This window comes from Tabrizicola aquatica, assembly GCF_002900975.1.
Taxonomy (GTDB): domain Bacteria; phylum Pseudomonadota; class Alphaproteobacteria; order Rhodobacterales; family Rhodobacteraceae; genus Tabrizicola; species Tabrizicola aquatica.
Genome location: NZ_PJON01000003.1, coordinates 64,078 through 83,679, shown reverse-complemented (window position 1 = coordinate 83,679; position 19,602 = coordinate 64,078). Strand labels below are relative to the sequence as shown.

Annotated in this window: 20 protein-coding genes; 14 read left to right on the top strand and 6 right to left on the bottom strand. The window is 67.5% G+C overall.

Annotated elements, in window-relative coordinates; genetic code table 11:
- Positions 1-42: 42 nt before the first annotated feature.
- The 3 genes from pyrC to CXR42_RS12130 are packed head-to-tail and all read left to right on the top strand — an operon-like array spanning position 43 to position 2,436.
- Positions 43-1,314, top strand: a complete 1,272-nt coding sequence (gene pyrC, locus CXR42_RS12140) for a dihydroorotase (protein WP_103257839.1) — start codon at positions 43-45, stop codon at positions 1,312-1,314.
- Positions 1,315-1,317: 3 nt separating this feature from the next.
- A complete protein-coding gene (plsY, locus tag CXR42_RS12135) occupies positions 1,318-1,932 on the top strand; it encodes a glycerol-3-phosphate 1-O-acyltransferase PlsY (protein ID WP_103257838.1) in 615 nt (204 codons plus the stop codon).
- 3 nt (positions 1,933-1,935) lie between these two features.
- Positions 1,936-2,436, top strand: coding sequence for an NYN domain-containing protein (locus tag CXR42_RS12130; RefSeq protein ID WP_103257837.1), 501 nt, complete (start codon positions 1,936-1,938; stop codon positions 2,434-2,436).
- Here the strand turns inward: CXR42_RS12130 and CXR42_RS12125 are convergent.
- The 3 genes from CXR42_RS12125 to CXR42_RS12115 all read right to left on the bottom strand — a co-directional run bounded on the left by CXR42_RS12125 (position 2,433) and on the right by CXR42_RS12115 (position 5,147).
- A complete protein-coding gene (locus tag CXR42_RS12125) occupies positions 2,433-3,779 on the bottom strand; it encodes a glutamate--cysteine ligase (RefSeq protein ID WP_103257836.1) in 1,347 nt (448 codons plus the stop codon). The two genes, CXR42_RS12130 and CXR42_RS12125, sit on opposite strands and share 4 nt — an antisense overlap.
- A 112-nt stretch (positions 3,780-3,891) precedes the next feature.
- The gene (locus CXR42_RS12120; RefSeq protein ID WP_245875436.1) at positions 3,892-4,434 is read right to left on the bottom strand and encodes a hypothetical protein; all 543 of its coding nucleotides are present in this window, start codon (positions 4,432-4,434) and stop codon (positions 3,892-3,894) included.
- Positions 4,431-5,147: a 16S rRNA (uracil(1498)-N(3))-methyltransferase gene (locus CXR42_RS12115; protein WP_103257835.1), complete on the bottom strand. Its 717-nt coding sequence runs from the start codon at positions 5,145-5,147 to the stop codon at positions 4,431-4,433. The genes CXR42_RS12120 and CXR42_RS12115 overlap by 4 nt, the downstream gene beginning before the upstream one ends.
- Before the next feature lie 12 nt (positions 5,148-5,159).
- On the opposite strand from CXR42_RS12115, the gene ubiA reads away from it, so the two are divergent.
- The 11 genes from ubiA to CXR42_RS12060 all read left to right on the top strand — a co-directional run bounded on the left by ubiA (position 5,160) and on the right by CXR42_RS12060 (position 17,217).
- On the top strand, positions 5,160-6,125 hold the full coding sequence (gene ubiA, locus CXR42_RS12110) for a 4-hydroxybenzoate octaprenyltransferase (RefSeq protein ID WP_103257834.1): 966 nt from the start codon (positions 5,160-5,162) through the stop codon (positions 6,123-6,125).
- Between the two features lie 70 nt (positions 6,126-6,195).
- Positions 6,196-8,259 (top strand): OmpA family protein, encoded by a 2,064-nt coding sequence (locus CXR42_RS12105; protein WP_245875435.1) that lies wholly within the window; start codon positions 6,196-6,198, stop codon positions 8,257-8,259.
- A complete protein-coding gene (locus tag CXR42_RS12100) occupies positions 8,256-8,585 on the top strand; it encodes a hypothetical protein (RefSeq protein ID WP_103257833.1) in 330 nt (109 codons plus the stop codon). The genes CXR42_RS12105 and CXR42_RS12100 overlap by 4 nt, the downstream gene beginning before the upstream one ends.
- A gap of 59 nt (positions 8,586-8,644) precedes the next feature.
- On the top strand, positions 8,645-9,211 hold the full coding sequence (locus CXR42_RS12095; protein ID WP_103257832.1) for a hypothetical protein: 567 nt from the start codon (positions 8,645-8,647) through the stop codon (positions 9,209-9,211).
- Between the two features lie 111 nt (positions 9,212-9,322).
- Positions 9,323-10,801: an NAD-dependent succinate-semialdehyde dehydrogenase gene (locus tag CXR42_RS12090; RefSeq protein WP_103258253.1), complete on the top strand. Its 1,479-nt coding sequence runs from the start codon at positions 9,323-9,325 to the stop codon at positions 10,799-10,801.
- A 143-nt stretch (positions 10,802-10,944) separates the two neighbouring features.
- A complete protein-coding gene (gene yghU / locus CXR42_RS12085; protein ID WP_103257831.1) occupies positions 10,945-11,796 on the top strand; it encodes a glutathione-dependent disulfide-bond oxidoreductase in 852 nt (283 codons plus the stop codon).
- Between the two features lie 73 nt (positions 11,797-11,869).
- Positions 11,870-12,601 (top strand): SDR family NAD(P)-dependent oxidoreductase, encoded by a 732-nt coding sequence (locus tag CXR42_RS12080; RefSeq protein ID WP_103257830.1) that lies wholly within the window; start codon positions 11,870-11,872, stop codon positions 12,599-12,601.
- Between the two features lie 74 nt (positions 12,602-12,675).
- The gene (locus CXR42_RS12075; protein WP_103257829.1) at positions 12,676-13,797 is read left to right on the top strand and encodes a pyridoxal phosphate-dependent aminotransferase; all 1,122 of its coding nucleotides are present in this window, start codon (positions 12,676-12,678) and stop codon (positions 13,795-13,797) included.
- Positions 13,798-13,943: 146 nt separating this feature from the next.
- Positions 13,944-14,405, top strand: coding sequence for a peptidoglycan-binding domain-containing protein (locus CXR42_RS12070; RefSeq protein ID WP_103257828.1), 462 nt, complete (start codon positions 13,944-13,946; stop codon positions 14,403-14,405).
- A 152-nt stretch (positions 14,406-14,557) separates the two neighbouring features.
- Positions 14,558-15,094, top strand: coding sequence for an RNA polymerase sigma factor (locus CXR42_RS12065; RefSeq protein WP_103258252.1), 537 nt, complete (start codon positions 14,558-14,560; stop codon positions 15,092-15,094).
- Positions 15,095-15,309: 215 nt separating this feature from the next.
- A complete protein-coding gene (locus CXR42_RS12060; RefSeq protein WP_425444866.1) occupies positions 15,310-17,217 on the top strand; it encodes a vWA domain-containing protein in 1,908 nt (635 codons plus the stop codon).
- Between the two features lie 121 nt (positions 17,218-17,338).
- On the opposite strand, the gene CXR42_RS12055 is transcribed toward CXR42_RS12060, so the two are convergent.
- From CXR42_RS12055 to CXR42_RS12045, 3 genes are all read right to left on the bottom strand, one after another.
- Complete coding sequence (locus tag CXR42_RS12055) at positions 17,339-17,809, bottom strand: Hsp20 family protein (RefSeq protein ID WP_103257827.1); 471 nt, start codon at positions 17,807-17,809, stop codon at positions 17,339-17,341.
- 123 nt (positions 17,810-17,932) lie between these two features.
- Complete coding sequence (locus tag CXR42_RS12050) at positions 17,933-18,745, bottom strand: trypsin-like serine peptidase (RefSeq protein WP_103257826.1); 813 nt, start codon at positions 18,743-18,745, stop codon at positions 17,933-17,935.
- Positions 18,742-19,551, bottom strand: a complete 810-nt coding sequence (locus CXR42_RS12045) for a trypsin-like serine peptidase (RefSeq protein ID WP_103257825.1) — start codon at positions 19,549-19,551, stop codon at positions 18,742-18,744. The genes CXR42_RS12050 and CXR42_RS12045 overlap by 4 nt, the downstream gene beginning before the upstream one ends.
- Positions 19,552-19,602: the final 51 nt, after the last annotated feature.

Here is a 19,602-nt window from a genome sequence, read left to right as displayed (position 1 = left end):
GCGGCGTCGCATATCGACCCATAAGCCGCTGACGGACCGCCCATGACCACGCTTCATTTCCAGAACGCCCGCCTGATCGACCCCGAGGCGGGGACCGATACCCTGGGCAGTCTGACGGTGCGGGATGGCGTGATCCTGGGCCGCGACGGCAAGGCACCGAAGGGGGCCGTGGTCCTCGATTGCGGGGGCAAGTGTCTGGCCCCCGGCATCGTCGACTGGGGCGTCAAGATCGGCGAGCCGGGCGAGCGGCATCGGGAAAGCTTTCGCTCGGCCGGTCTGGCGGCGGCGGCGGGCGGGGTGACGACGATCATCGCCCGGCCTGACACCAGCCCCGCCATCGACACGCCCGAGACGCTGGAATTCGTCACCCGCCGCGCCGCCGAGGCTCCGGTCCGCATCCGCCACATGGCCGCCCTGACCAAGCACCGCGAAGGGCGCGAGATGACCGAGATCGGCTTTCTGCGCGATGCCGGGGCGATTGCGTTTTCCGACGTGTTCCGCGTCTCGACCGAGGCGAAAGCGGTCACCCGCGCGATGAGCTATGCCCGGTCGCTGGGCGCGCTGGTCGTGGGCCATCCGCAGGACCCGGGGCTGTCGGGCGGGGCTTCGGCCACCAGCGGCAAGTTCGCGTCGTTGCGCGGGATTCCCGCAGTTTCGCCGATGGCCGAGCGGATGGGGCTGGAGCGCGACCTGGCCCTGGTCGAAATGACGGGCGTGCGCTACCACGCCGACCAGATCACCACGGCCAAGGCCTTGCCGGCGCTGGCCCGGGCCAAGGCCGCCGGGCTGGACGTGACGGCGGGCACCTCGATCCACCACCTGACACTGAACGAATTCGACGTCGGCGACTACCGGACCTTCTTCAAGATGACGCCGCCGCTGCGGTCTGAGCAGGACCGGCTGGCCATCGTGGCCGCGGTGGCGGACGGGTCGATCGACGTGATCAGCTCGATGCACACCCCGGCAGACGAGGAATCGAAGCGCCTGCCGTTCGAGGACGCCGCCGCCGGCGCCGTCGCGCTGGAGACGTTCCTGCCCGCCGCGATGCGCCTGTATCATGCCGGGCATCTGGACCTGCCGTCGCTGTTCCGTGCGATGGCGTTGAATCCGGCGAACCGGCTGGGCCTGCCGCAGGGCCGGCTGTCGGACGGGGCGCCGGCGGACCTGATCCTGTTCGACCCCGACGCGCCATTCCTGATGGACCGCTTTAAGCTGCGGTCAAAGTCGAAGAACACCCCGTTTGACGGCGCCCGGATGGAGGGTAAGGTTCTGGCCACCTGGGTTGCCGGGACCCAGGTTTTTGCCGCGGAATAGCCTATGCCCGAAATTGTCACCTCGTCCCAGCTTCTGCTTCTGACGGCCGTGCTGGCCTATCTGCTGGGCTCGATTCCCTTTGGCCTCGTGATCACCCGCGCCATGGGCCTGGGCGATTTGCGCAAGATCGGGTCGGGGAACATCGGCGCGACCAATGTGCTGCGGACGGGCAGCAAGGGGGCGGCACTGGCGACGCTGCTCTTGGACGCCGGCAAGGGTGGTATCGCGGTGCTGGTTGCACGGGCGACCCTGGCCGAGGATGCGGCGCAGTTGGCGGCGCTGGCGTCGTTCCTGGGGCATCTGTTTCCGGTCTGGCTGGGCTTCAAGGGCGGCAAGGGTGTGGCGACCTTCCTGGGCACGCTGCTGGTGCTGTCCTGGCCCGTCGGGCTGGCGGTCTGCGCGACCTGGCTGGCGGCGGCGGCGGTGATCCGCATTTCCTCGGCCGCGGCATTGGTGGCGGCGGCCTCCAGTTCGGCGTGGCTGGTCTGGTTCCAGGAGGGGCGGATGCTGCTGCTGGTCATGGTGCTGACCGTGCTGGTCTACATCCGCCACGCCGAGAACCTGCGCCGGATCAAGGCGGGGACCGAGCCGAAGATCGGGCGGAAGAAGGCCTCCTGAGCCATGGACGATATGCTTCTGTTTGGGGGCTTTGCCGTTCTGCTGCTGGGCATCCTGCTGCTGCTGCTGTGGCGGCGGAAGCGGGCGCGGAAGCCAGAGGCCGTCATCGACGGGTCAAACGTCATGCACTGGCAGGACAATACGGCCAAACTGGCCCCGGTGAAGCAGGTCCTGCGGCAGCTGCAAGAGCGCGGGTATCGGGCCGGTGTGATTTTCGACGCCAATGCCGGCTACAAACTGTTCGGCCGGCACGCGGACGACCGGCATCTGGGACGTGCGCTTGGCATCGGCGCGGGCCGGGTGATGGTGGTGCCGAAGGGGGTGCAGGCGGACCCCTACTTGCTGACTTATGCCCGCGACACCGGGGCCATCGTCATCAGCAACGACCGCTTTCGCGACCGGATCGCCGAGTTTCCGCAGATGGGCGCGCCCGGCCGGTTGGTTAAGGGCGGCTGGAGGGATGGCAAGGTCTGGCTGGACCTGCCCGAGCGGAAAAGGGCCTAAAGGCTGGACGCCTGGTAAAGCGGGGTCAGGTCCTGGCCCCAGGCCCCGTTATACAGGTCCAGCCATCTGTCGGCCTGCACTTTCCCGGTCTTTAGGCTTTCGACCAACGGCTGAAGCTGCGCCTCTTCGCCGAAGCCCCGCGCGGCAAGGCCGGCGTGCGACAGACCAACTGTGGCGCGGGCGAGGTCCATGATCTTCACACCCCCAGCCTCTCCCGCAAGGGCCGAGACCGAGGCGGCGACGCGCAACCCTTCGCGGGTTTCGGTGTCAAAGCCCTTGACCAGATCCCAGGCGGCGTCCAGCGCGGTCTGGTCATACATCAGGCCCACCCAGAAGGCCGGAAGTGCCGCGATATGCGCCTGGTCGCCGCAATCGGCGCCGCGCATCTCGATGTATTTCTTCACCCGGGCTTCGGGGAAAACGGTGGTCATGTGGTCGGCCCAGTCGGACAGCGTGGGCTTTTCGCCGGGCAGCGCGGGCAGTTTGCCAGCAAGGAAATCGCGGAACGACTGGCCCAGGGCGTTGATGTACTTGCCGTCGCGGTAGACGAAGTACATCGGCACATCCAGCACCCAGTCGACGTAAGCCTGAAAGCCCATGCCCTGATCAAAGGCGAAGGGCAGCATTCCGGTGCGGCTGTCGTCCAGACCCCGCCAGATCCGGCTGCGCCAGCTGCGGTGGCCGTTGGGCCGCCCCTCGAAGAACGGGCTGGAGGCAAAGAGCGCGGTCGCCACCGGCTGCAAGGCCAGCGCGACGCGCAGCTTCTTCACCATGTCGGCCTCGGACGCGTAATCGAGGTTCACCTGCACGGTGCAGGTGCGGTACATCATCTGCGTGCCATGGGTGCCGACGCGGCCCATGTAATCGGTCATCAGCCGGTAGCGACCCTTGGGCATCACCGGCATCTGGTCATGCGTCCACTCCGGGGCCGCACCGATCCCCATGAAGCGCACGCCCATCGGATCAGCGATGCTGCGCACCTCGTCCAGGTGGTTCTGCAGCTCGGCTCCGACCTCCAGCGTCGAGGCGAGGGGGGCGCCCGAAAGTTCGAACTGACCGCCGGGTTCCAGACTGATGTTCGCGCCGTTGCGTGTCAGGCCGATGACATGCTCGCCCTCGCGCACAGGCTGCCAGCCGTAGCGCGATTCGAGGGCAGCGAAGATGGCCGAGATCGAACGGTCGCCGGCATAGGGCAAAGGCGCGCGGGTGTCGGTGAGCCAGCCGAATTTCTCGTGCTCGGCGCCGATGCGCCAGTCGGCCTTGGGCTTGCAGCCGGATTCCATCATGCCGGCGAGTTGGTCGAAACTTTCGATCGGTCCGCCGCCGGACTGGGGAATGGACATGGCGCAGGCTCCGGGTCTGTTCGGCGGGATGGCCGGGCGACAACAGGTGTCTTGCGGCGCGGGGCAAGTCAAGGGGGGGTGCTGCGGGTGGTGGCGCAGGGCTGACCGTGCATCAGCGCACGACGACCCCCTGCCCCTTGCGCGCCCAGACCAGCCGGTCGACGGCGTTCAGCGCGATCACGGTGCTGTCGGTCGGGGCCTCGGTCCCCAGCGCGGCGACCAGAGCGGCGGTATCCATCCCCGGCAGGGCGGCGAAGGCGTCGAAAAGGGCATCGGCGCCCTGCGCTTCGACGGGGATGTGCAGCAGCTGGCCGTCGGCCTGTTTCAGCTTCCAGATCCGCCGTCCGCGCAGGGTAAGAAGCCGGATCTCGATCAGGTCGGGCAGGCCGATGAAGCCGCCGGTGCGCGGGCCCATGTAGGCGATCTGCGCCTCGGTCACGCGGAGGATGCCGGGGGCGTCGCCGTCCTGATGAAAGCGCAGGCGGCGCAGGGATTGAAGCGCCCAGGCCAGGCCCAGGGCCGCGACGATCAGGCCAAGCGGAAGAAGAAGGTACCCGCCCTGCCAGGCGGTCCAGCCGCCGATGGCGGTGATGGCAAGGCCGGCAATGACCTCGCGCCAGCGGAGGAGTTGGGCCTGAAGCTCGGGCCGGATCATCGCCAGTCCCCGCAGGCCGCCTGCCACAGGGTGATGGCCGCCACGGCCGCGGTGTCGGCGCGCAGGATGCGGGGGCCGAGGGACAGGGGCACAGTATCGGGCCGCGCGCGCAGGCGTTGGGCTTCGTCAGCCGAAAAGCCGCCTTCGGGGCCGATCAGGATGGCGGCGGGGCCTGTTGTGGCAGTCAGACTGGCGGGCTGGCCGGCGGCGCTTTCATCGCACCAGTAAAGGCGGCGGCCCTCGGGCCATTTCGCCATCAGCTTGTCGAGGGGGATCAGGTCGGCGACCTCGGGCACATAGGTCGCGCCGCATTGCTCGGCCGCTTCCAGTGCATGGGCCTGCAGGCGGTCCTGGCGGATGCGTTCGGAATTGGTGTGGCGGGTCTGGACCGGGAGGATACGTGCGACACCCAGCTCGACCGCCTTTTCGACGATAAAGTCGGTGCGGGCCTTCTTGATCGGCGCGAAGAGGAGCCAAAGGTCAGGCGGCAGGTGCAGCGGGCGGGTCTGCCGGTCGCAAGTGACGATGGCGCCGCGTTTGGCGGCGTGGGTCAGGGTGGCCCGCCACTCACCATCCCGGCCGTTGAACAGAAGGACCGGGTCGCCCAAGCCCAGGCGCATGACGCCGACAAGGTAATGCGCCTGGTCCGGCGAAAGGGCCACGGCTTGCCCCGGGGCAAGCGGCTGGTCTACATGAAGCCTGATATCCGACATGAGCGTGACCCTATGACCCCGCCGCCGCAAATTCCAGAGGGCCAAACCGCGGGCATGGTGGCCGACGCGCCAAAGGGCAACTGGGTCGACCTGTATGCCCCACCCGGCGCGCGGCCCTATCTGCGGCTAAGCCGGGCCGACCGGCCGATCGGGACCTGGCTGTTGTGGCTGCCCTGCCTGTGGGCGCTGGCCCTGGCGGGTGGCGCGGACGGGTTCACCGGCTGGGACCTGTGGCTGGCGGCATCCTCGGGCGTGGGGGCCTTCCTGATGCGGGGGGCGGGGTGCACCTGGAACGACATCACCGACCGTCACATCGACGCGAGTGTCACCCGCACGCGCAGCCGGCCGATCCCCTCGGGGCAGGTGACGGTGCGGGGGGCTTTGGTCTGGATGGTGGTGCAGGCGGCGCTCGCGGCGGGGATCCTGTTCACCTACAACTGGCTGGCGGTGGGGCTGGGCGTGGCCAGCCTGGCGCTGGTCGCGGTCTATCCGTTTGCCAAGCGGTTCACCTGGTGGCCGCAGGTCTTTCTGGGCCTGGCCTTCAACTGGGGCGCGCTGCTGATGTGGGCGGCGCATTCCGGCGCGGTGCCTTTGGCTGCGCTGCTGCTGTACGCCGCCGGGATCGCCTGGACGCTGTACTATGACACGATCTATGCCCATCAGGACCGCGAGGATGATGCGCTGATCGGGGTGAAATCCACCGCGCGGCTGTTCGGGGCGCAAAGCCGGACCTGGCTGTGGGGGTTCTTCGTCCTGACCATGCTCTTGTTCGCCGGGGCCGTCGTGGCGGCCCATGACCGGCTGATCCCGACGGTCCTGGGCCTGTTGGGCATCTGGGCGATGGGGTGGAACATCGTCGGCCAGATGCTGCGGCTGGACCTGGACGATCCGGCGAGTTGCCTGGTGGCGTTCCGGGCGAACCGGAATGCCGGGCTGATCCCTGTGCCGTTTCTTGCCTGCGCCGGATGGCTTGGTTGAACCCGGGCGTCCAAACCCCTAGGAAGCCCAAGGCGCCCGCTGCGCGCCTGAGTCGCCCCCGCCGGTTTACGTGCTGCCCCTGATCCGCAAGCTTTCCTCGACCACCCTGGCGCTGCTGGCCTTCGTGCTGGCGGCGATCCTGATGGTATCCGTGGCCTATGGCACCGCGTTGGTGATCGAATCGCGCACCCAGCGCGCAGTCGAGGCCCGGCTGGCCGAGCAGAACATCGACTGGATCAGCGTCCGCACCGACGGGTTGCAGGTCCATCTGACCGGCACCGCCCCGAACGAGGCTGCGCGGTTCCGCGCGGTGAACCTGGTCGGCGCGCTGATCGACAGCTCTCGCATCCGCGACGGGCTGGACGTGACGCCCGCCTCGGCGATCGAGGCGCCGGATTTCTCGGTCCAGATGTTGCGGACCGAGGACGGGGTGCAACTGATCGGGCTGATGCCGCTGAACCCCGCCGAAGGGGCCCTGTCCGAGGCCGCGCTGGCCGAGGCCGCCGCCGCCCTGACCCCGGGGATCGAGCTGAAAAACATCCTGGAGACCGCCGATTACCCCGCGCCCGCAACCTGGGGCGCGGCGCTGGATTTCGGGTTGAAGGCCCTGCAACGCCTGCCACGCTCCAAGGTCTCGGTCACGGCCGAGGTGGTGGAGGTCACGGCGATTTCCGACAGCGCGGCGCAGAAGGGCCAGCTGGAGCGTGACTTGACCGCCATGACACCAGAAGGGGTGCGGCTGGTGCTGGACATCTCGGCCCCGCGACCGGTGATCACGCCGTTCACGCTGCGCTTCGTGGTGGACGGGGACGGCGCGCGGTTCGACAGCTGCTCGGCCGATACCGACCGGGCGCAGCGCCAGATCCTGGCGGCGGCGGCAACGGCCGGGGTGACAGGCCGGCCCAGTTGCACCATCGGGATCGGCACGCCCACGCCCCGCTGGGCCGAGGCGGTGGTCAAGGCGATTGGCGCGGTCGCGGAACTTGGCTCGGGTTCCGTCACCTTTTCGGACGGCGACGTGACGCTGCTTGCCGGCAGCGACGTCACTCAGGCCGCCTTCGACAAGGTGGTGGGCGAGTTGGAGACCGGGTTGCCCGATGCGTTCTCGCTGACCTCGACGCTGGAGAAGAAGGAAAGCGCGACCCAGGGCCCGGCCGAGTTCACCGCGATCCTGGCCGAGGATGGCAGGGTGACCCTGCGCGGCCGCCTGACCGACGAGATGCAGCGCCAGGCCGTGGACGCCTTCGCCCGCGCGGCCTTCGAAGGGGCTGATGTGGTAACGGCGACCCGGGTGGACGAGACGCTGCCGGATGGCTGGCCGATCCGGGTGCTGGCGGGGCTGGAGGCGCTGTCGCTGGTCGAAAACGGCTCGCTTCTGGTGCGGGCCGACCTGGTGGAAGTCACCGGGGTCACCGGGTCTACCGAAACGCGGGGGAAGATCACGCAGATCCTGTCGGGCAAGCTGGGCCAGGGCCAGACCTTCCGGGTGAATGTCCGCTATGACGAGGCGCTGGATCCCCTTGCCGCCCTGCCGACGCCCGAGGAATGTGCGGCGGATGTGAACCGGGTGATCGCGCGGACGAAGATCACCTTCACCCCGGCCAGCGCCGAGATCGCCACGACGGCCCGGCCGGTGCTGGACGAGTTGGCCGGCATCCTGACCGCCTGCCCGCCGATGCAGCTGGAAATCGGCGGCCACACCGATTCCCAAGGGTCCGAGGGCGGCAACCTGGCGCTGTCGCAGGCCCGGGCCGAGGCGGTGCTGCTGGCGCTGCAGGGCCGGCGGGTCGACATCACCGGGATGACGGCCGAAGGCTATGGCGAATCGATGCCCATTGCCGACAACGAGACGGAAGAAGGCCGCGAAGCGAACCGGCGTATCGAATTCGTGCTGAAAGGTGTGCAGGCCGCTGAAACCCTGCCCTCTGGCGCGCCGCCGCCCGCCACACAGGCGCCCGAGGCGGTGGCCGAGGCGGCTACAACAGCGACTGAGGCCCCGGCAGCAACATCGGATTCCGCGGCCGAGGCCGCGCCTGCGGGACAGGCGGATACCAGCCCCTCTGTTGCTCCGACAGAAAAGACGATACGACCCTTGCCACGGCCCGCCGATCTTGAGGCCGGGGAAGACGAATGAACCGGACCGAATACGTCATCGCCACCGCCGTCATCCTGCTGGTCGCCTTTGCGATGGGCTGGTTCGCGCACTGGCTGTTGCACCGCTTCACCCGCGTCCAGGGCGGCGACATGGCCGAGATGGACAAGCTGGCGCAATCGCTGCACGAGGCCGAAGAACTGCGCGACCAGGCCCTGGCCTATATGGAGCAGCGCGAGGCCGAGTTGATGAACCACATCAGCCAGACCGAGGCCGAACTGAAGGCCGCGATGGAGGGCCTGCGCGATGCCCGTCACGAGGCCGAGGAAATGCGCGGCTATATCGAGCGGATGCACGCCAACGGCTGACATCTTGCCGTTGTGCGCCGATGCTCCATAGTGGCCTGGCCACATTATTGGAGCGTTTCATGCGTCTTGCCACTTTCCTTCTTGCCAGCCTTGCCCTGTCCACCCCCGCTCTTTCCGACGAGGTCAGCCCCCGGCTGGAGGCTGCCCTTGCCGCCCAGGCAGCGGGCGACCTGAAGGCGGCAGCCGCGGAACTTGCCGCCGCGACCGCCGCCCTGAACGCCGAACGGGCCCAGCGGCTGGAGGCCCTGCTGCCCGCCGCCCCCAAGGGCATGACCCAGACGCTGCAGGCCGACTACATGGCCAATCTGGCGATGATCGGCGGGGGCACGGGGGCCGAGGCCAGCTACTCGGCCGAAGATGGCAGCTATGCCACCGTGACCTACAATCTGGACACGCCCCTGATGGCAGGGATGGCAGCGGCGCTGACCGATCCGAACATGCAGATGATCCTGGGTGCTCCGGTCGAGTTGAACGGGCTGGCGTTCTATGACCAGACCAGTTCGATGACCGCGCTGGCCGACGGGCGGATCATGGTGACGGTGAACGGCAGCGACCCGGCCACGATCCGCAAGCTGGCCGAAACCATCGACGGTCCCGCCCTGATCAGCTTCGACGCACCGCGCTAGGTTCAGGCCAGTCGGGCCAGAGTTTGATCAAATTCTGGCCCGATCCCGCCCGGAAAACTGGACATCGCGCCCCCCGCGTGGCAGGCCTTTGGCTAACAAATGGAGGCCCCCATGCTCGATTCCGTGACCGACCTCGCGTCGCTTTTGAAAGACCCCTCGCTGCTGGTCACCAAGTCCTATGTCGCTGGTGAGTGGATCGCGGCGGACGATGGCAGCACTTTCCCCGTGACGAACCCGGCACGGGGCGATGTGATCTGCCACCTGCCGAACCTTGGCCGTGCCGAAGCCGCCCGCGCGATCAAGGCTGCCCACACCGCCCACCGCGAATGGGCCAAGCGGACGGCCAAGGAACGCGCCCAGGTGCTGCGCAAGTGGTTTGATCTGTGCATGGCGAACCAGGACGACCTGGCCACCATCCTGACCGCCGAAATGGGCAAGCCCCTGGCCGAGGCCAAGGGCGAGATCGCCTATGGTGCCTCCTACATCGAGTTCTACGGCGAGGAAGCCAAGCGCACCTATGGCGACATCATTCCCGGCCACCAGCGCGACAAGCGCATCCATGTCCTGAAGCAGCCGATTGGCGTGGCCGCGTCCATCACGCCCTGGAACTTCCCCAACGCGATGATCGCGCGGAAGGTGGCCCCTGCCCTTGCGGCCGGTTGTGGTTTCGTCGCGCGTCCTGCGGCGGAGACTCCGCTGTCGGCGCTGGCTTTGGCGGTGCTGGCCGAGCGGGCCGGGGTGCCGGCGGGCCTCTTCTCGGTCATCACCTCGAAGCGGTCGTCGGACATCGGGAAAGAGTTCTGCGAGAACCCGCTGATCCGCAAGCTGACCTTTACCGGGTCGACGGAAGTGGGTCGCATCCTGTTGAAGCAGGCGGCGGACCAGATCCTGAAATGCAGCATGGAGCTGGGCGGCAACGCGCCCTTCATCGTCTTTGACGACGCCGATCTGGATGCGGCGGTCGAGGGCGCGATGATCTCGAAGTTCCGCAACAACGGCCAGACCTGCGTCTGCGCGAACCGGATCTATGTGCAGGCCGGGGTCTATGATGCCTTCGCCAAGAAGCTGGCCGCGGCGGTCGAGAAGCTGGCCATTGGCGACGGGCTGAAGCCGGGCGTCACCACCGGCCCGCTGATCAACGCGGATGCCGTGGACAAGGTCGAAGAGCATATTGCCGACGTGCTGGCGGGTGGCGGGCAGATCGTCACCGGCGGCAAGCGGCATGAGCTGGGTGGGACCTTCTTCCAGCCGACCGTCGTGACCGGCGTGAAGCCCGACATGAAAGTCGCGCAGGAAGAAACGTTCGGACCTCTGGCCCCCCTCTTCAAGTTCGAGACCGAGGAAGAGGTGATCGAACTGGCCAACGCCACGATCTTCGGTCTGGCAAGCTACTTCTATGCCCGCGACATCGGCCGCATCACGCGCGTGCAAGAGGCGCTGGAATACGGGATGGTCGGGGTGAATACCGGCCTCATCTCGAACGAGATGGCACCGTTCGGCGGGGTCAAGCAGTCGGGCCTGGGCCGCGAGGGCAGCCGCCACGGGCTGGATGACTATATGGAACTGAAATACGTCTGCCTGTCGGTCTGACGTAAGGCCATTTTGTGCAAGGGGCGGCCGCAGCGCCGCCCTTTGTGCGTTTCGGCAGGGTAGTCCCGCCGTTTCGGGCCTATGGTGGGGCGCAAGGGGATGCACTAGCTTCCTTGTCCGAACCCAAAAGCAAGGGCCATACCATGTCGAACGACTATACCCCGCCGAAGGTCTGGAAATGGGAGCAGCCCTCGGGCGGGACTTTCGCCAGCATCAACCGTCCCATTGCCGGCGCCACGCATGACAAGGAATTGCCGGTCGGCAAGCATCCCTTGCAGTTGTATTCGCTGGCGACGCCGAACGGGGTCAAGGTGACGATCCTTTTGGAGGAGTTGCTGGAAGCCGGCCATGACGCCGAATACGACGCCTGGCTGATCGAAATTTCCAAGGGCGACCAGTTCGGGTCGGGCTTTGTCGCGGTAAACCCGAACTCGAAGATCCCGGCGCTGATGGATCATGGCGTCACGCCCGGCCAGCGGGTGTTCGAAAGCGCCTCGATCATGCTGTATCTGGCCGAGAAGTTCGGCGGCGCCTTCATCCCCAAGGACCCGCGCCAGCGGACCGAAATGTTCAGCTGGCTGTTCTGGCAGATGGGGTCCGCGCCTTTCGTCGGCGGCGGCTTCGGGCATTTCTACGCCTACGCCCCGGTCAAGATCGAATACGCGATCAACCGCTATGCGATGGAGACAAAGCGGCAGTTGGACGTGCTGGACCAGCATCTGGCGCAGAATGAGTGGATGGCGGGAGAATACTCCTTGGCCGACATGGCGATCTATGCCTGGTACGGCAACATGGTGATGGGCCGCGCCTATAACGCGGCCGAGTTCCTGGAGGTGGACAGCTACAAGCATGTCCTGGCCTGGGCCAAGCGCATCGACGCGCGGCCGGGGGTGATCCGGGGGCGCAAGGTCAACCGTTCCTGGGGCGAGGACTGGGAGAAGCTGCCGGAGCGTCACTCGGCCGCCGATTTCGACGCTTTGCCGAAAGCGCCGTGACCGCGTGACGGGATGGATTGAGCCGGCCTTGGGCTTCGCCTAGGCTGGCTTTCCCATGCCAAGGAGCGCAGCCATGACCACCCGCATCGCCGTCGTCACCGGAGCCGCCGGAGGGTTGGGCAGGGCCTTCACCGACCGCCTGCTTGTTGACGGGCTGACGGTGGTGGGCGTCGACATCGACGGCGCGGCGCTGCTGGCGATGGCGGCGGATCGTGTCGGCTTTGTGCCCGAAGCGGTGGATTTGACCGATTCCGAGGCTATTGCCGACCTCTTCGACCGGCTGACCGCCCGGTTTGGCGGAGTGGACGCGCTGGTCAACAATGCCGGCACCTGCTTCATGTCGGACTTCCCGGACATTCCGGCCAGTGAGTTGGACCGGCAGATGGCGATCAACTTCTCATCTGCCTTCCATTGCTGTCAGGGTGCGGTGAGGGCGATGGCGGGGCGGCCTGGGGTGCGGAAGATCGTCAACATCTCGTCGAACGGGGCCTACAATTTCGACGTATTCGACCCGCCGCATTACCGGGCCTCGAAGGCCGCGATGGATACGCTGACCAAGGACCTGGCGCGGCGCTATGCGCGCGAGAAAATCGCGGTGAACTCCATCGCGCCGGCGATGACCGAGACGCCCTTGTTCAACGTGCTGACCGAGGAGGTGCTGGCGAAAGCGATCAGCGCCATGCCGCATGGGCGGGCGATGCAGCCCGAGGAGATTGCGAACTGGGTGGGGTTCCTGATCTCGCCCGCCGGGGACGTGTCGTCGGGCAATGTCATCATCCTGAACCAGGGGCGCGACGTACGGTAAGGGGGCCAAATTTCTTGAGTAAGAAATTTGACAAGAATTTTACTTAAAATTCTTGGGGTTGCGCGGAGGGGCGGATGAAGGTCACCATTCACAAGCTGTTCGATTACCTCTTGGAGACCACGGCCGCCAAGCCGCCGGAGTGCTTCATCGGTTTTTCACTGGCGCGCTCTCCGCGGCTGAAGGACTTTCTGCCCGACCTTGACCCCGAGCTGTCGCTGGATTGGAACGGGAAAAGCTTCCTGGGCCTGCCTGCCTTGCGGCAAAGGGTGCTGGACCAGGCAGGCCTCGACCTACCCCTGGACAGCGTGCTGGTCACGGCAGGCGCGGCCGAGGCGAACTACCTGCTCTTCCGCCAGATGCTGACCGCCGGCGATGAGATCATCACCGAAGCGCCCGGCTGGCCGCAGGCGGGCGTCATGGCCAAGGCCATCGGCGCGAGGCTGGTGGAGGTTTCGCGGGATGAGGGCCAAGGCTGGTGGCTGGACCCTGAATCCGTCGAAGCGGCGATCACGCCAAGGACGCGGATGATTTTTCTGACCAACCCGAACAATCCGACCGGCCGGCTGATTCCCGAAGCAGACCTGCGCGCCTTGGCCGCGCTGGCCGAACGCCACGGTATCTGGCTGGTGGTGGACGAGGTTTATGCCGGGCTGGAATGGGCCGGACCGCGCCCCCCCTCCATCGCGGGGCTGACGCGGTTCGGGATCACCACGGGGTCGGTCTCCAAGGCGCTAGGGCTGCAGGGGCTGCGGACCGGTTGGATGATCTGCCAGTCGCCGGAGGTGATCCGCGACGCGATGATCCTGCGCGAGAATTCGTCCGAGATCATGAACACCCTGGGCGAGCATATCGCCGAGGTTGCGCTGCGACCGGAGCGGTTGGCGGCCTCGCTGGGGCGGGCGCGGGCTGAGGGCGCCGAAACGCTGGACCGGCTGGACCGTTTCGTGGCCGGGGAAGCGCGACTAAGCTGGCACCGGCCCGAGGCGGGGTTGATCGGGCTGGCGCGGGTGGCGGGGGTCGATGGCGAGACCCTGGCCCGCGCCCTTTTGCAGCCGCCCTACCGCACCTTCCTGCTGCCCGGCTCGGCCTACGATTTGCCGCATCACATCCGCATCGGGGCGGGCGGCGGGCCGGAAGCGCGGCTGGAGGAAGGTTTAGACCGGCTTTCCGCCTTGCTTTCCAGCGGGACGCTATGACTTAAACCTTTGTTATTCCTGACGTTATCCGATAACAACCGCGCGTTTTTTGCTAACGTCGCGACGCTTTTGCCTAGCGTGGCCCGAATGCCCATACCGATTGGCATCTACCCCGGACTGCCCGGGACCCACGAAAGGACCATGACATGCTGCTCTCTGTCACCAAAGCCCGCACCACCCTGATCGCCGGCCTGACTGCTGCCGCGATCGCCGCCGTGCCCGCCACCCCGGCCCTTGCCTGGGGCGAAAAGGAGCAGGGCTTCGTCGCCGGTGTCGCCACGGCGGTCATCGTCGACGAATTGCTGAAACAAGGCCGCAAGGCCCGCGAGGCCCGGCGCGCCCCCGAGGTTGTCTATGTCGAACGCCCGGTGCGGACCGCGACCTCGATCTACGCCACCCCGGCCGGCCGCGCGTTCCAGAGCTATTCGCTGTCCGAGCGCAAGGCGATCCAGCGCAACCTGCGCGCCTGGGGCTACTATCGCGGCGGGATCGACGGCAAGTTCGGGCCGGGCACCTATAACGCGATCACCGCCTATGCCCGTGACGAAGGCGCTGCGCTGAACACCACTGCAAGCGCCTATGGCATCTACGACGGCCTGCTCTTCTGATCCCCTTTCCCCAAGTGATCGAAGACCTGAACAGGCCCACAACCCCCGGCCCGGCTTCCCCCGGTGCCGGGGGTCTTTTTGTCCGGGGTAAGGATTTCCGGGCGCGGCCCAAGGATTGCACCGGCACCTGCGTCACAGATAACGTGATGCTGATGGACACGCCCGATGAGACGCTTGCGACCCATGCTGCCCAGGGGGACCGGGCGGCCTTTGCCACGCTGGTCGGGCGGCATTACGACCGGATGCACGGGCTGGCCTGGCGGTTGACCGGATCGAAGGCCGAGGCCGAGGACCTGACCCAGGACATCTGCGCCGCCCTGCCGGCCAAGCTGCGCAACTGGCGCGGCGAGGCGCGGTTCACCACCTGGCTGTATCGCGTCGTGGTCAATGCCGCGCACGATCTGCGCCGCCGGCAAGCGACCCGCAGCCGTGCGGCGCAGGGCTGGGGCGACTGGGAACTGGCCCGGCAGGACGAAATCCAGGTCCAGGCCGAAGCGGCCGGTTGGCTGGCCCAGGCGATGACGCAGCTGCCACCGGACCTGCGCGACACCGTGGCGCTGGTCCTGGGCGAAGAGATGACGCAAGCCGACGCCGGGGTTGTCCTTGGCGTCAGCGAGGGCACAATCGCCTGGCGGATGAGCGAAGTGAAGAAGCGCCTGCGGGCCATGGCACGGGAGGAGGCGAAGTGACCGACGATCTTCACGACCTCCGCAAGCATTTGCAGGCCGCCCCGGCGCCCGATGCCGAGGCGAAGGCCTGGGCCATGGCTTTGGCGATGGAAAATTTCGACCGTCTCCAAGGATCGCCCCAGGCGCCCCGTTCCAGTGAGGACCGCCCGAAGGCGGCCGCAATGAACGGAGTGCGTCGCATGCTGAACCTTCTGACTTCCCGGCCGGCCCTGGCCATGACCACCTCGGCCGCCGCGCTGGTGCTTGGCGTCGCGGTGATCCTGCCGGTTGCAGACCTGCGCCTGACCGGCCCGGGTGCGCTGCCGGCGTCCGAGACTCCCACCGCAAAGCGGAGCACGCCGGCCGATGCCGCCGCCCCTGCCACCGCGCCGGCCGACCCTGCCCTGGACGCCGGGACAGCCAGCTCGATGGCCGAGGCCGAACCCATGGATGGGATCACGGCCGAGGAATTCGAGCTGTCGGGCGAGATCCTGTCCCCGAACCTGGCCCAACCCGAACCGGCAGCGCCCGCCCGGTCCGAGCCCGCTGCCAAGACCGAAGCCCCTGGGAACCTGGCGCTGAGTGAGCCAATCGAGGAAGAGGCGGCCCCCTCCGCTCCAATGGGGCTGCCAGAGGCCGAGGCGCGGCTGCGGCTTGAGGCCCCCGCGGAAACGGCCGATGGCGCGGTGGGCTACATCGCCGCCGATCCGGTGATCGCCCCCCTGCCCGATCTGGTCCAGCCGCAGGTGCAGGACAGCGAAGCCTATGCCACTGCCGCCGCCAACCCGGTGAAGGTCACGGCGGAAGAGCCGGTCTCGACCTTCTCGATCGATGTCGACACGGCGTCCTGGGCGGTCATCCGATCCTCGCTCAACCTGGGCGTCCTGCCCACGCCCGACCAGGTGCGGGTCGAGGAGATGGTGAACTATTTCCCTTACGCCTATCCCGCGCCGACGCCCGAGGCCGCGTTTTCGACCAATGTCTCGGTGATGCAGACGCCGTGGAATACCGGCACGCGGCTGGTGACCATCGGGATCCAGGGCGCGCTCCCTGCGGTGGCGGACCGACCGCCGCTGAACCTGGTGTTCCTGATCGACACCTCAGGCTCGATGGAGGATCCGAACAAGCTGGGGCTCTTGAAGCAGTCGCTGGCGCTGATGCTGGCCGAACTGCGGCCCGAGGATCAGATCGCCATCGTCGCCTATGCCGGATCGGCGGGCCAGGTCCTGCCCCCCACCCCGGCCGCAGAGCGCGAGACGATCCTGGCCGCGCTGGAGACGCTGTCGGCAGGCGGGTCCACCGCCGGGGCGGAAGGGCTGGAGCTGGCCTATCAGGTGGCCGAGGCGATGAAGGCTGATGGAGAGATCAGCCGCATCCTTCTGGCGACCGATGGCGATTTCAACGTCGGGGTCAGCGACCCCGAGGGGCTGGAAGCCTATGTCGCCCGGCAGCGCGAGACGGGGACCTATCTGTCGGTCCTGGGCTTCGGGCGGGGCAACCTGGACGATGCGGTGATGCAGGCGCTGGCGCAGAACGGCAACGGGACGGCGGCGTACATCGATACGCTGTCCGAGGCGCGGAAGGTGCTGGTCGACCAATTGACCGGGGCGCTGTTCCCAATTGCGGATGACGTGAAGATCCAGGTCGAATGGAACCCTGCCGAAGTCGCGGAGTACCGGCTGATCGGCTATGAGACCCGTGCCCTGCGGCGCGAGGATTTCAACAACGACCGGGTGGACGCGGGCGCGATCGGCGCGGGCCGCCAAGTGACCGCGATCTATGAGGTGACCGCGCCGGGGTCTGACGCGCTGCGGAACGATCCCCTGCGCTATGGCGCGGCCCCAGCCGAAGGTGCGGGGGGAGAGGTTGGCTTCCTGCGTCTGCGCTGGAAGGCGCCGGGGGCCGAGGTGTCGACCCTGGCCGAGACCGCGATCACCGGGGCGGAACCGGCCAGCGAGGAGGCGCGCTTTGCCGCCGCCATCGCGGGCTTTGGGCAGCTTTTGCAGGGCTCGGTTTACCTGGGCGACTGGGGCTGGGACGAAGCGATTGCGCTGGCGGCCTCGGCCCGGGGCGAGGATGCTTACGGCTATCGCAACGAGGCGGTGACGCTGATGCGGCTGGCGCAGGCGCTGGCGGCGAACTGAGGCGCGGCTTCTCGTCGCTGGATGAACCGCGAGGAGTGACGCAGTCATCGACGAGCAGTCGGGCACAAGTGAAACGGCGCGCCCCGGCCCGGGACGCGCCGCTTTTTTCAGGATGTCGCGATCAGTTGACCTGTTCGGGCTTCGCCTCGATCACCGGGGTCGCGCCGTTGGCGCGGGCGATCTCGATCCGGCGGGGTTTCATCGCCTCGGGCACTTCGCGGACCAGGTCGATGTGCAGCATGCCGTGCTCATGCGCGGCGCCCGCGACGCGGACATGGTCGGCCAAGGCAAAGCGGCGCTCGAACGCGCGGGTCGCGATGCCACGGTGCAGATAGGCGCGGTCGGTCTCATCGGTCGCCTTGCGGGCCGAGACGTGCAGGGTGCCATCCTTGACCTCGACACTCAACTCGTCGGGCGCAAAGCCGGCGACGGCGATCGAGATGCGATAGGCATTATCAGCGGTCTTTTCGATGTTGTAGGGCGGGTAGGTCGGCTGGGCCACGTCACTGGACAGCACACGGTCCATCATGTCGGCGATGCGGTCAAAACCGACGGTGGCACGGTAGAGCGGCGCGAAATCAAGGTTACGCATTGTCATCCTCCTGGAAGCGATGTCAGGGGCCTTCCCTTCTCGGGCAAGGCAGGGTTCCCGGGCCCGTCATGGCACCCGGATGACTGTGAGGTAAGAAGCGGAAACCGGCCTTTCAAGACCCGGTCAGGGGGTGATGAACCGGGCGCCGGTGTCGCCCGCCCCCCCGCCCACGGTGATCCGCTTGCCGACCTTGCGTTCCCCCTCGACGGCCGGGGCCTCGCTGGTGGCCTGGCCGCTGCGCAGGGCCGACTTCAGCGCGGCGACCCTGCCGGGCAGTTGCATCCCGATGGCGATGGGCTGGCCCTCCATCGTGCTGCCGGCCGAGATGATCGAGACGATCTTCGCCCGATAGTGCGACCGATCCAGAACCGGCGCGCCGGACGACCCTGCGGCCACGTCGCAGTCGAAGGCCAGAAGCGCACCCTGCCGGTGCAAGGCATGACAGACCGGCTGCCAGGACAAAGCCTCTTCCCGGCCGGCCGCATAGGACACCACGCTGACCTCATCCCCCGGCCCCGGTTCGGCCACCACGAAGGGCGAGATCTGGGCAGTCGGGATCGGCTGTGCCAGTTCCAGAAGCGCCACGTCCAGCGCCAGCATGTCCATGGGCGCTACTTCCAGCGGCCGGAAGGCGGGGTCAACGACGGTGCGGCGCACGGTCGCCTCGGCCAGTGCCACCCCGTCCGACAGCCCGGCGCGGAAGGTGATCGTCTCGGCCGGGACCGGCGAGCCGTCGTCGCGCAGCACGCAATGCCCGGCTGTCAGAACAAGGTCCGGCGCGATCAGCGCGCCGGTGCAGAAGCCGCCGCCCGCGACATCGACACGGCCCACCGCCTCGAACCCGCGCAGATCCTCACGCGTTGTCAGCCGGTCCAGGCCCTGACCGGCCACCGGGCCTGCCAGCAGAACCAGGGCGATGACCGCCCGCAGCATCATGGCTTGATGAACTTGGCGCCGTCGCTTTGCCCGCCCGACAGCACACGCACCGTCTCGGTCCCGGTCCGGCTGCGTGCCTTGCTGGCCTCCAGCGCGATGTGCAGCGCGTGCAGGGGTTCGGCCAGGGGCACGGCCAAGGCCACCTTGCGGCCATCGACTTCGGCCTTGGCCGAGATGACCGAGACCACCCGTGCCACCCCGTCATGCACCGCAAACACGGGCGCGCCCGAGGACCCGAAATCGACGTTGCAGGACAGGATCAGCGTCTGGCGCCGGCCGGCCAGCACCTCGCAGAATTCCTGGATCGAGGGCGCCTCGGCCCGGTCCTGCGCGTAAGAGACGACACCGACGCGGTCCCCTTCGACCGGGGTCGCCCCGGTCTCGAACGGGATCAGCGAGGGGAGGCGGATCGGCTGGTTCAGTTCTAGCAGTGCAAGGTCCGAGGTCACCCGCTCCAGCTTGTCCTCGGCCACATAGCGATAGTCGGGATGGGCCACGGCGCGGGCCACGCTACGGTAAGCCACCGCCCGACCGTTGCGAAACCCGGCCTGGAACTGGATATCCTCGGGCCGCATCTGCACGCCGGTCGCCTTGTCATAGAGGCAATGCGCCGCAGTCAGCACCAGTTGCGGGGCGATCAGCGCGCCGGTGCAAAAGCCACGGTCGCCCAGCACCAGCTTGCCCACCGCGTCCCAACCGCGCGAATCATCCGCCGTCTGCAGGCTAACGATATCGGCATCCTGCGCCGCAGCCTGGCCGGGAAGGGCCAGCCAGAGGGCAAGCAGCGCGGGAATCAGGTGACGCATTGAACCTCCCATCCGCATGGCCTGCACCTACCCGGCAAGTTAGGCGGATTT

Excerpts from the sequence above, each read along its gene's own strand:
- pyrC (WP_103257839.1), top strand. The coding sequence starts at position 43 with ATGACCACGCTTCATTTCCAGAACGCCCGCCTGATCGACCCCGAGGCG.
- plsY (WP_103257838.1), top strand. The coding sequence starts at position 1,318 with ATGCCCGAAATTGTCACCTCGTCCCAGCTTCTGCTTCTGACGGCCGTG.
- CXR42_RS12130 (WP_103257837.1), top strand. The coding sequence starts at position 1,936 with ATGGACGATATGCTTCTGTTTGGGGGCTTTGCCGTTCTGCTGCTGGGC.
- CXR42_RS12125 (WP_103257836.1), bottom strand. The coding sequence starts at position 3,779 with ATGTCCATTCCCCAGTCCGGCGGCGGACCGATCGAAAGTTTCGACCAA.
- CXR42_RS12120 (WP_245875436.1), bottom strand. The coding sequence starts at position 4,434 with ATGATCCGGCCCGAGCTTCAGGCCCAACTCCTCCGCTGGCGCGAGGTC.
- CXR42_RS12115 (WP_103257835.1), bottom strand. The coding sequence starts at position 5,147 with ATGTCGGATATCAGGCTTCATGTAGACCAGCCGCTTGCCCCGGGGCAA.
- ubiA (WP_103257834.1), top strand. The coding sequence starts at position 5,160 with ATGACCCCGCCGCCGCAAATTCCAGAGGGCCAAACCGCGGGCATGGTG.
- CXR42_RS12100 (WP_103257833.1), top strand. The coding sequence starts at position 8,256 with ATGAACCGGACCGAATACGTCATCGCCACCGCCGTCATCCTGCTGGTC.
- CXR42_RS12095 (WP_103257832.1), top strand. The coding sequence starts at position 8,645 with ATGCGTCTTGCCACTTTCCTTCTTGCCAGCCTTGCCCTGTCCACCCCC.
- CXR42_RS12090 (WP_103258253.1), top strand. The coding sequence starts at position 9,323 with ATGCTCGATTCCGTGACCGACCTCGCGTCGCTTTTGAAAGACCCCTCG.
- yghU (WP_103257831.1), top strand. The coding sequence starts at position 10,945 with ATGTCGAACGACTATACCCCGCCGAAGGTCTGGAAATGGGAGCAGCCC.
- CXR42_RS12080 (WP_103257830.1), top strand. The coding sequence starts at position 11,870 with ATGACCACCCGCATCGCCGTCGTCACCGGAGCCGCCGGAGGGTTGGGC.
- CXR42_RS12075 (WP_103257829.1), top strand. The coding sequence starts at position 12,676 with ATGAAGGTCACCATTCACAAGCTGTTCGATTACCTCTTGGAGACCACG.
- CXR42_RS12070 (WP_103257828.1), top strand. The coding sequence starts at position 13,944 with ATGCTGCTCTCTGTCACCAAAGCCCGCACCACCCTGATCGCCGGCCTG.
- CXR42_RS12065 (WP_103258252.1), top strand. The coding sequence starts at position 14,558 with ATGGACACGCCCGATGAGACGCTTGCGACCCATGCTGCCCAGGGGGAC.
- CXR42_RS12060 (WP_425444866.1), top strand. The coding sequence starts at position 15,310 with ATGACCACCTCGGCCGCCGCGCTGGTGCTTGGCGTCGCGGTGATCCTG.
- CXR42_RS12055 (WP_103257827.1), bottom strand. The coding sequence starts at position 17,809 with ATGCGTAACCTTGATTTCGCGCCGCTCTACCGTGCCACCGTCGGTTTT.
- CXR42_RS12050 (WP_103257826.1), bottom strand. The coding sequence starts at position 18,745 with ATGATGCTGCGGGCGGTCATCGCCCTGGTTCTGCTGGCAGGCCCGGTG.
- CXR42_RS12045 (WP_103257825.1), bottom strand. The coding sequence starts at position 19,551 with ATGCGTCACCTGATTCCCGCGCTGCTTGCCCTCTGGCTGGCCCTTCCC.